8 protein-coding genes are annotated in these 9,127 nt (G+C 74.8%); 4 read left to right on the top strand and 4 right to left on the bottom strand.

Going from position 1 to position 9,127, the window contains the following annotated elements; all coding sequences use genetic code 11:
- The coding region (locus AC1MIR_RS14335) for an asparaginase (protein WP_480028874.1) at positions 1 to 517 on the top strand (517 nt) is incomplete at its 5' end.
- Between the two features lie 84 nt (positions 518 to 601).
- On the opposite strand, the gene cydC is transcribed toward AC1MIR_RS14335, so the two are convergent.
- Complete coding sequence (gene cydC / locus AC1MIR_RS14340) at positions 602 to 2,257, bottom strand: thiol reductant ABC exporter subunit CydC (RefSeq protein WP_480028875.1); 1,656 nt, start codon at positions 2,255 to 2,257, stop codon at positions 602 to 604.
- Positions 2,254 to 3,930, bottom strand: coding sequence for a thiol reductant ABC exporter subunit CydD (gene cydD / locus AC1MIR_RS14345; protein WP_480028876.1), 1,677 nt, complete (start codon positions 3,928 to 3,930; stop codon positions 2,254 to 2,256). The genes cydC and cydD overlap by 4 nt, the downstream gene beginning before the upstream one ends.
- A 145-nt stretch (positions 3,931 to 4,075) precedes the next feature.
- Here cydD and AC1MIR_RS14350 point away from each other — a divergent pair, with 145 nt between their 5' ends.
- From AC1MIR_RS14350 to AC1MIR_RS14360, 3 genes are read left to right on the top strand one after another with little or no spacing between them, the layout of a single operon-like run.
- Complete coding sequence (locus AC1MIR_RS14350) at positions 4,076 to 5,002, top strand: polysaccharide deacetylase family protein (protein ID WP_480028877.1); 927 nt, start codon at positions 4,076 to 4,078, stop codon at positions 5,000 to 5,002.
- Complete coding sequence (locus AC1MIR_RS14355) at positions 4,999 to 5,535, top strand: lipocalin family protein (protein ID WP_480028878.1); 537 nt, start codon at positions 4,999 to 5,001, stop codon at positions 5,533 to 5,535. The genes AC1MIR_RS14350 and AC1MIR_RS14355 overlap by 4 nt, the downstream gene beginning before the upstream one ends.
- Before the next feature lie 9 nt (positions 5,536 to 5,544).
- Complete coding sequence (locus AC1MIR_RS14360) at positions 5,545 to 6,663, top strand: site-2 protease family protein (protein ID WP_480028879.1); 1,119 nt, start codon at positions 5,545 to 5,547, stop codon at positions 6,661 to 6,663.
- 3 nt (positions 6,664 to 6,666) lie between these two features.
- Here the strand turns inward: AC1MIR_RS14360 and AC1MIR_RS14365 are convergent, their stop codons facing one another.
- Together AC1MIR_RS14365 and AC1MIR_RS14370 are read right to left on the bottom strand one after the other, a co-directional pair.
- Entirely contained in the window at positions 6,667 to 8,148 is a 1,482-nt protein-coding gene (locus AC1MIR_RS14365) for a helicase HerA domain-containing protein (protein WP_480028880.1), read from the bottom strand.
- 54 nt (positions 8,149 to 8,202) lie between these two features.
- A complete protein-coding gene (locus AC1MIR_RS14370) occupies positions 8,203 to 9,039 on the bottom strand; it encodes a GNAT family N-acetyltransferase (protein WP_480028881.1) in 837 nt (278 codons plus the stop codon).
- Positions 9,040 to 9,127: the final 88 nt, after the last annotated feature.

Genomic DNA, 9,127 nt, shown 5'->3' on the forward strand with positions numbered 1-9,127 from the left:
GGCGCGGGCCGCGCGGGCCCGGGCCGCGCCCGGCTGGGGGGGGGGCGCGGGGGGGGGGGCGGGGGGGCGCGCCGCGGCGCGCCGGGTGGCGAACGCCATGCTGGCCCACCCCGACCATCTCGCCTTCAAGGATTCCCCCACGGCGCGGATGATCCGCTACGCCGACGGCAATGTGCTGCTGAAGGGCGGTGCGGAAGGCTACCTGATGGCCTGCGTGCGCGACCGCGGCCTCGGCATCGCGATCAAGGTGGCCGATGGCGATGCCAGCGGCCGGGCGAAGATGGGCGTGCTGGCCCGCATCCTCGGCCGCATCCATGCGCTGCCGACCGAGGAGGCCGAGCTGCTGATCGCCGCGGTGGAGCCCGCGCTGACCGACAGCAATGGCCGCGAGACCGGCCGGGTCGAGATCGTTGTGCAGCGCCCGCAGCCGACGAAGCCGACCAAGGCGAGCCTCGGCTTCTGGATGTCGGAAGTTCCGGGCGCCGGCGTGCTGGAACTCTTCGAGGATCGCCGCTGATCCTGCCGCCGGCGGCGGCGCTGGCATGTCAGGCGGGCCGATCCAGACCTCCGGGCCTGGCGGCCCTCCGGTCATCGGGCCGCGTCAGCCCATCGCGGTGAGCGCCCGCCCGCCGGCGAGACGCAGGATCTTCGTCGGACGCTCCACCCCGATCAGCCGGTGGACGATTAGGATCACCGTGCGTCCGGCCGTCGCCTGGTCCAGCGTCTCCAGGAAGGCGCGCTCGGTGTCGGGATCGAGCCCGGCCGCCGGCTCGTCCAGGATCAGCACCGGGGCCTCGGACAGCAGCGCGCGCGCCAGCGCCAGCCGTCGCGCCTGACCGCCGGAGAAGCGAGCCCCGGCCTCCCCGCAGCGGGTCTCCAGGCCGTCCGGCAGGCTGCGCACCACCTCGCCGATCCCGGCCGCATCCAGGGCGCGCCACATCTCCGCCGGCGCCGCCTCCGGCCGCGCCAGGCGAAGGTTGGCGGCGATCGAATCGTCGAACAGCCGCGCATCCTGGGTCAGGCAGACGATCCGGCTGCGCAGCTGCGCCCCGGTCAGGCGCGCGATGTCCACGCCGTCCAGCAGGATGCGGCCGATGCGCGGCGCGGCGAATTTCAGCAGCAGCGCCGCCAGCGTGGACTTGCCCGCGCCCGATGGGCCGAGCAGGGCCAGCCGCGCGCCTTCCGGCACCTCCAGCTCCAGCCCGTCGAACACCGGCGGGCGGTCGGTGCTCCAGGTGAAGTGGACGTTCTCGATGCGGATGGCGTGACCGGCGGGCAGTTCGGCGGGTTGCGCCGGCTCGGCCACCGGCGGGGTGGCGTCGGCAGCCTCGAACAGGCGGCGGCCGCTGGCCGCGGCTGCGGCGAGCGCGGCGCCGGCACGCGGCATGAGGCCGAGCGCCTCGGCGGCCGCGATGGCCAGGAACAGGCCGAGCACCGCGGCGGCGACGCCCTCGTTCCCGCTGACGAGGCCATAGGCCAGCGCGCCCAGCATCGCCGCCTGCGTCAGCACCGTGCCGGCCGCGCCGCCCCAGGCGCCGCGGCGGGCCAGCAGGCGCTGCGCGGCGGAAAGCCGCGCGCCTTCCTCGGCGACGCGGGCGGCGGCCACCGGCTCGGCGCCGGCGGCCAGCGTGTCCTCGATGCCGGTGAGCGGGTCCACCACGGCGGCCCGCAGGCTGCCCTGGGCCGCGGCCACGCGCTGCCCGGCCTCGGCCGCGCCCGGCGCCAGCATCGGCGGCAGCAGCAGGGCCAGCGCCAGCGGCGCGGCGACCAGCAGGGCAAGCTCCGGCGCGACCACGCCGAGCAGCAGGAAGATCGCCAGCACCACCACCGCGGCGGCCACCGCCGGCACGATGGCGCCAAGATAGAGCCGGTCCAGCGCGTCGATGTCGGACACCAGCCGCCCGAGCAGGTCGCCGGCCCGCCGGAAGCCGAGCCCGGCCGGCAGCCGCTCCGCCAGGCGTCGGAAGAACCAGACCCTTGTGTCGGCCAGCGCGCGGAAGGCCGCGGCGTGGCTCACCAGCCGGTCGAGGTAGCGCAGCAGCGGCCGCATCAGGGCGATCGGCCAGATCCAGGCCAGGGCGGCGGCGGCGCCGGCGAAGATCGCCGCACCCGTCACGGCATGCGCGATGCCGCGCCCGGCCACCGCCAGCAGCGCCACGCCGACCAGCGCGGCCAGGCCGGCGACGGCGAGGCCGGCGACCAGCCATCCCGCACGGCTGCGCCACAGGCCGAGGACGCGGATCAGGTCGGCGGTCATTCGCCCGCCATCCGCGCCGCGCCGGCGCGGCCCTGCTCGATCTCCAGCACGCGGCCCAGCATGCGCTGCGCGGCGCGCGAATGGGTGGCGACGATGGCGGTGCGGCCGGAACACAGGCGGCGCAGGCTTTCCAGCACCTCGCCCTCCGTGCCGGGGTCGAGATGCGCGGTCGGCTCGTCCAGCAGCACCAGCGGGGCGTCGCGCAGGAAGGCGCGGGCGACCGCCACCCGCTGCGCCTGGCCGCCCGACAGGCCGAAGCCGCCCTCCCCCACCAGCGTGTCCAGGCCCTCCGACAGGCCGCGGGCGAAGGCCATCACCCTGGCGGCCTCGGCGGCGGCCTCCACCTCCGCATCGGTCGCCTCCGGCCGGGCCAGGCGGATGTTCTCGCGCAGCGTGCCGCGGAAGAGATGCGCGCGCTGCCCGACATAGGCCGAGAGGCGGCGCAGTTCCGGCGGGCGGAGCGCGGTCGCGTCCTGGCCGTTCAGCGCGATACGGCCGGAATCCGGCTTTCGGAAGCCCATCAGCAGCCGCAGCACCGAGGATTTTCCCGCCCCCGATGCGCCGGAGAGCACCAGCGTCTCGCCGGGCATCACGCGGAACGAAAGCCCGTCCAGCGCCGGGGGCCGGGCCGGGTCGTAGGTGAGGCGCACATCCTGGAAGGTCACGACCAGCTTGCGCGGCATCTCCTCCAGGATCAGGCCCGGCGGCCCCGCCGGGACCAGCAGCGGCGCGAGCTCCGCCGCCGCGCCGCGCGCCGCCCGCTTCTCGTGATAGGCCATCGAGAAGCTGCGCAACGGGGCGAAGAAGGCGGGCACCAGCAGCAGGCAGAAGATGCCCGCGACCGGGTCGGGATGGCCGGCGCCGAGCTGCGCCGCATGCCGGATCGCGAGCATCGCGATGGCGCCCGCGGCCAGCAGCTCCATCGCGCCCGAGGAGAGGAACGCGACGCGCAGCACCTTCATGGTGCGCGCCCGGAGCTCGGCCGCCGCCTGCCCCAGCGCCTCGGCCTCGGCCTCCTGCCGGCGGAACAGCACCAGCGTCGGCAGGCCGCGCATCCGGTCGAGGAAGCGGCCGGAAAGCCGGCCCAGCGCCTCGAACTGGCGGCGGCTGGCCTGGGCGGCGCCGATGCCGGTCACCGCCATGATCACCGGCACGAGAAGGCCCGCCACCAGCAGGATCAGCCCGCTCGGCGGATCGGCGAGCAGCGCGGCCGCGATCACCAGCGCCGGCCCTGCCACGGCCAGCACCGCGGAGGGCAGCCAGCGCGTCAGATAGCCCTCCAGCGCCTCGATCCGGTCCACCACCAGCGCGGCGCGCTCGCCGACCGGGCGCGGATCGGCCGGGCCGTCCTCCAGCAGGCGGGCGAAGGCGGTGCGGCGGAGCCGGGCCTTCGCGGCTTCCCCGGCAGCGACGAGGGTGCGTTCCTGCGCCATGCCGAGCCCGGCCGAGAGCGCCGCCAGCACGGCGGCCAGGCCAAGCTCCGCCCAGCCGGCATTACCGAAGCCGAGCAGCGCGCCCACCAGCATGGCGAACAGCAGCGCCTGCGCGATGCCGGCAGCCACCTGCGCCACGCCGAGCGCGACGGGCAACGCCAGGCGCGCACGCGCCTGCCGCGCCTCCCGGCGGAGAAGGTCCTCCGCGGCGCGATCCGCCTCGTTAACCGCTCGTGACATGGCCCGAAGGACCATAGGGCACTCGCACGGCCCGGTCATCCCGTTCCGTCAGGCTTGCGTGACAGCGATGGCCGGCCCTTGGGCCCGCCCTTGCCGCGGCGGGCGGCAGGCGCAAGCTGTGGGGTGGACGAGCCGAGGACCCGCGATGCTGCCGACCCATGGACGCTACGACTACGCCGCCTGGCGGGGCCGGACGCCCTATGCCTGGCCGAACGGGGCGAAGCTCGCGGTCTATCTCGGCGTGAACCTCGAGCATTTCGCCTTCGGCGAGGGCTTGGGCGCGGAACTCGCGCCCGGCGGGCCGCAGCCGGACGTGCTGAACTTCGCGTGGCGCGACTACGGCAACCGGGTCGGCGCCTGGCGGCTGCTCGACCTGCTGGACGAGCTCTCCCTGCCGGCGACGGTGCTGCTCAACAGCGCGATGTACGGCTACGCGCCGGATCTGGTGGCGGCACATCGCGCGCGCGGCGACGAGATGGCGGGCCATGGACGCACCAATTCCGAACGCCAGTCGGTCCTGGACGAGGCGGCGGAGCGCGCGCTGATCGCGGAGGCGACCGCGGCGATCACGCTGCATGAGGGCCGCGCGCCGCGCGGCTGGCTCTCCCCCTGGATCGCGGAGAGCCGCGCGACGCCCGACCTGCTGGCCGAGGCCGGCTACGCCTACACGATGAACTGGTGCGCCGACGACGCGCCGGTCTGGATGCGCACCCGCGGCGGGCCGCTGCTGGCCGTGCCCTATCCGCAGGAGGTCAACGACATCCCCGCGATCGTCGCGCGCCGCGAATCGGCCGAGGCCTTCGGGCGGATGATCCTCGACGACTTCGAGGAAAGGCTGCGCCAGGTGCAGCAGGACGGGCTGCCGCAGGTGATGGGCATCGCGCTGCATCCCTACATCGTCGGCCAGCCGCATCGGCTGCGCGTGCTGCGCCGCGCGCTCGGCGCCATCGCGCGGGAGCGCGGGCGCATCTGGATCACCAAGGCGGGCGCGGTGTTGGACCATGTCGCGGCGCTGCCGGCCGGCGTGGTGCCGGGCTGCCCGCGCGCGGCCGGGACGGAGCGCGCGGCATGAGGCGGCTGCTGCTCCTCGCGCTGCTCGCGCTCGGTGCCTGCGCGACGACGCCGGCCCGGCCGCCGGTCCAGACCGTCGCCACCGTGGACCTGCAGCGCTACGCGGGCACCTGGTACGAGATCGCGCGCTTCCCCAACAGCTTCCAGGACGGTCGCGGCCGGCGCTGCATCGGCACCACCGCGACCTATGCGCTGCGCCCGGACGGTCAGGTGGCGGTGACCAATCGCTGCCTCGATGCCGCCGCCGGCGAGCGGGAGGTCACGGCGGAGGGCAGCGCCTATGCGGTGGAGGGCGGCGACAACGCGAAGCTGCGCGTCACCTTCTTCTGGCCCTTCTACGGCGACTACTGGGTGATCGGGCTCGATCCCGGCTATCGCTGGGCGGTGGTCGGCGCGCCGGGGCGCGACTATCTTTGGATCCTGTCGCGCCAGCCGGAGATGACGGCGGGCGATTATGCGGAGGCCGTGGGCATCGCCGCCGCGCAAGGCTTCGACATCTCGCGGCTGCAACCCACGCCGCAGCCGCGGCGCTAGGAACCGCAGATGACCTGGTCCATCCCGCTCGGGCGCGTCTTCGGCACGGAGATCCGCCTGCACCTGACCTTCCTGCTGCTGCTCGCCTGGATCGGCTTCACCGCGGCGGCGCAGGGTGGCTGGCCTGCCGCGGTCGAGGGCGTGGTCTTCATCTGCCTGATCTTCGCCTGCGTCCTGCTGCACGAATTCGGCCACAGCCTGGCCGCGCGACGCTACGGCATCGCCACGCCCGACATCACGCTGCTGCCGATCGGCGGCGTCGCGCGGCTGGAACGCATCCCCGAGAAGCCCTCGGAGGAGCTGGTCGTGGCGCTGGCGGGGCCGGCGGTGAATGTGGTGATCGCGGCGCTGCTGTTCGTCCTGCTCGGCGGCCTGCCGCCGATGGAGGCGGCAGCCGGCCTGCAGGAGCCGGGCCACGGCATGCTGGCGCGGCTGTTCTGGGTGAATGTGGTGCTGGCCGGCTTCAACCTGCTGATCCCGGCCTTCCCGATGGATGGCGGGCGCGTGTTGCGCGCGCTGCTCAGCACGGTCATGGACCGGCGGCGGGCGACCGACATCGCCGCCACCATCGGCCAGGTGCTGGCCTTCCTTTTCGGCTTCCTCGGCCTGGTGAACGGGGCGCCGCTGCTGGTCTTCGTGGCACTCTTCGTCTGGCTCGGTGCGGCGGCGGAGAGCCATGCGGTGCGGATGCGCGAACTCTCGCGCGGGATGGTCGCGGCGGATGCGATGATGACGCGGTTCGAGACGCTGCCGGTGACGGCGCGGCTCGATGACGCGGTGGAGCTGCTGCTGCGCGGCGCGCAGACCGACTTTCCCGTGGTGGATGGCGGCGGAAAGCTGCGCGGCGTGCTGACGCGTTCCGACCTCATCATGGCGCTGAAGCAGGCGGGGCCCGAGGCCGCGGTGCTGGATGCGATGCAGCGCGAGGTGCCGACCGTGCCGCAGCGGATGAAGCTGGAGGAGGCGTTGACCCGGATGCAGCAGGCGGCGGGACCGGTCGGCGTGGTCGATTCCGCCGGGCGGCTCGTGGGCCTGCTGACGAACGAGAATCTCGGCGAGATGCTGATGGTGCAGTCGGCGCGCGGCGGCGCTCCGCCCGCCGGAAATCCCTGGACCCAGCCCCGCTGACCCTCAGGCCGCCTCCGCCGCGGGATCGCCCGGCGCGGTCTCGCGGCCCGAGCCGGTGAGGGCGACGATCCGCCGCCCGAGATTGTCGCTGCGGCAGACGATGGCGCCCTGCGCCTCAAGCCAGTCCAGCAGGCGCCGCGCGCGGCCGGCGGAGCGGCTGCCATAGGCGCGGGCGATCGCGCCATCCGAGGGGCAGGCCTCGCCGGCGAGGGCGGCGCGGGCGAGCAGCAGATAGACCCCCTGCGTGTCCTCCGGCAGGCCAGCGGCCTGCTCCGCCACGGCGGGCCAGTCGGCATCGTCCATCGCCGCCTCGGCGACGCCGGCGCGCGCCAGGGCGAGCAGGCGGCGGAAGGCCGGCAGGTCCGGCGCGGCGCCGAGCCGCGCGATACGGCAGCGCACCAGGAAATCCTGGTAGAGGATGGCGGGCTGGCGATAGGCGGCCTCCGGCTCGGCCAGCACGGCGCGCAGCACCTCCGAGAGCTTCTGTTGGCGCGCGGCCGCCTCTGCCTCCGACAGCGACGGCTCGGCGCGGTCGTGCACCGGGGCGGGGCGCGCGGCGGCGAGCTGGGCGGCGATGTCGGGCGGCGGCGCGGCCGGGCGGCGCGGCGGCGGCGCGGCGCGCGGCTCCGGGGCGGCGGCCTTCAGGATCATCTCCCGCGCCGCCTCCGAGGCTTCCTGCGGCGGCGGCACGAGCTTGGGCCCCTGGCCGCGCGAGGCGGTCTCGACATCTCCGATGCGGACCGGCAGCGGGCGGCGGGCGATGGCGGGGCCGAGTGCCACGAAATGCCCGCGCGCCAGGTCGCGGAACATCTCGGCCTGGCGCCGCTCCATCCCGAGCAGGTCGGCGGCGCGGGCCATGTCGATGTCGAGGAAGGTGCGGCCCATCAGGAAGTTCGACGCCTCGGCCGCGACGTTCTTGGCCAGCTTCGCCAGGCGCTGCGTGGCGACGACGCCGGCCAGGCCCCGCTTGCGGCCGCGGCACATCAGGTCGGTCATGGCGGCGAGCGCGGTGCGGCGCGCCTCGTCCGAGACCTCGCCGCCCATGGCCGGCGCGAAGAGCTGCGCCTCGTCCACCACGACCAGCATGGGCGACCAGATGTCGCGCTCCACGGTGAAGAGCCCGTCGAGGAAGGCGGCGGCGTGGCGCAGCTGCTGGTCCTGCTCCAGGTTCTCGAGGTTCAGCACGACGGAGACGCGGTGGCGCCGCACGCCGTCGGCGGCGCGCTTGAGCCCGGCGAGGCCCGATTCGGCGGCGTCGATCACCAGGTGGCCGAAGCGGTCGCCCAGGGTGACGAAATCGCCCTCGGGGTCGATCACCGCCTGCTGCACCCAGGGGGCGGATTGCTCCAGCAGCCGGCGCAGAAGGTGCGACTTGCCCGAGCCGGAATTGCCCTGGACCAGAAGGCGCGTGGCGAGCAGTTCCTCGAGGTCGAGCGTCGCCGGCGCGCCGGCATTGGTCGTCCCGATCTCGATCCGGACCGTCATCACCCCTCCATCCTGCCCGCCCCAGGTAGCGGGGGCGGGCGGAGGGGGAAAGTCTCAGCCGAGTTCGAAGGTCGTGATGCCGAAAAGACGGTCCATGGCGACCGGTGGCGCGGCGCCGGTGTACATCCGCGCCGTCTCGAAGACCGGCTTCAGCCCGAGTCGCGTGGCCAGCGCCACCGCGGCGGCGTGCGGCTCCGGCACGTCCCAGAAGATCTCGCCCGGGTCGACGCGTTCCAGCAGGGCGGCGAGCAGCGCCTCTGCCGCCGCCGCGTCGGGCGCGACCAGCGGCCCGATCTTGTGGCCGCTGCGGCAGGGGCGGATCACGCCGAAGCCGGCGGCGACGCCATCCCGCAGCAGGGCGAGCGCGACATGGCCCGGCGCACCGAGCCAGGCACGCAGGAACTCCGGCCGCTCCGCCGGGAAGACCTGGCGGTCCAGCGCTTCGATCGCCGCGAAGGGCAGCGAGACCGCCGGCACGACATGGGCGCCCGGCGCGGGCAGTACCGGCGCCGCACCACCGAAGCGGATGTTGTTCCAGGCCAGCACGAAGCCCGATTTCCGGTAGTTCGGCTGCTGCGCGACGACGCCGTCGAGCCCGATCAGACGGCCGGAAAGCCGCTGCATGGCGGCGCGCCAGATGGCGATGCCATGCCCCTGCCCCCGCGCTTCCGGCCGCGCGATGTAGAAGCCGATGAAGCCGAAATCCGGGTCGTAGCGCGTCGCGGAGATCACCGAGACCAGCGCATCGCCGGCGAAGGCGCCGAGGAACAGCCCGGGGTCCTGCGCCAGGAAGCAGTCGAGATCCACCAAGCCCGGATTCCAGCCCTCGGCCGCAGCCCAGTCCACGGCCTGCTCCGCCTCGGCGGGGGTGAGGGTTCGGATCGTGTCCATGGCGCTCCCGCTATGGCGCAGAGGGTCAGGCGGCCGGCGCCGCCGGCCGCGGCCGCCCCAGGGGCCCCCCGGCACGGGCGCCGCCGGG

Source organism: Falsiroseomonas sp. RANM36 (genome assembly GCF_056682175.1).

Excerpts from the sequence above, each read along its gene's own strand:
- AC1MIR_RS14355 (WP_480028878.1), top strand. The coding sequence starts at position 4,999 with ATGAGGCGGCTGCTGCTCCTCGCGCTGCTCGCGCTCGGTGCCTGCGCG.
- cydC (WP_480028875.1), bottom strand. The coding sequence starts at position 2,257 with ATGACCGCCGACCTGATCCGCGTCCTCGGCCTGTGGCGCAGCCGTGCG.
- AC1MIR_RS14365 (WP_480028880.1), bottom strand. The coding sequence starts at position 8,148 with ATGACGGTCCGGATCGAGATCGGGACGACCAATGCCGGCGCGCCGGCG.
- cydD (WP_480028876.1), bottom strand. The coding sequence starts at position 3,930 with ATGTCACGAGCGGTTAACGAGGCGGATCGCGCCGCGGAGGACCTTCTC.
- AC1MIR_RS14370 (WP_480028881.1), bottom strand. The coding sequence starts at position 9,039 with ATGGACACGATCCGAACCCTCACCCCCGCCGAGGCGGAGCAGGCCGTG.
- AC1MIR_RS14350 (WP_480028877.1), top strand. The coding sequence starts at position 4,076 with ATGCTGCCGACCCATGGACGCTACGACTACGCCGCCTGGCGGGGCCGG.
- AC1MIR_RS14360 (WP_480028879.1), top strand. The coding sequence starts at position 5,545 with ATGACCTGGTCCATCCCGCTCGGGCGCGTCTTCGGCACGGAGATCCGC.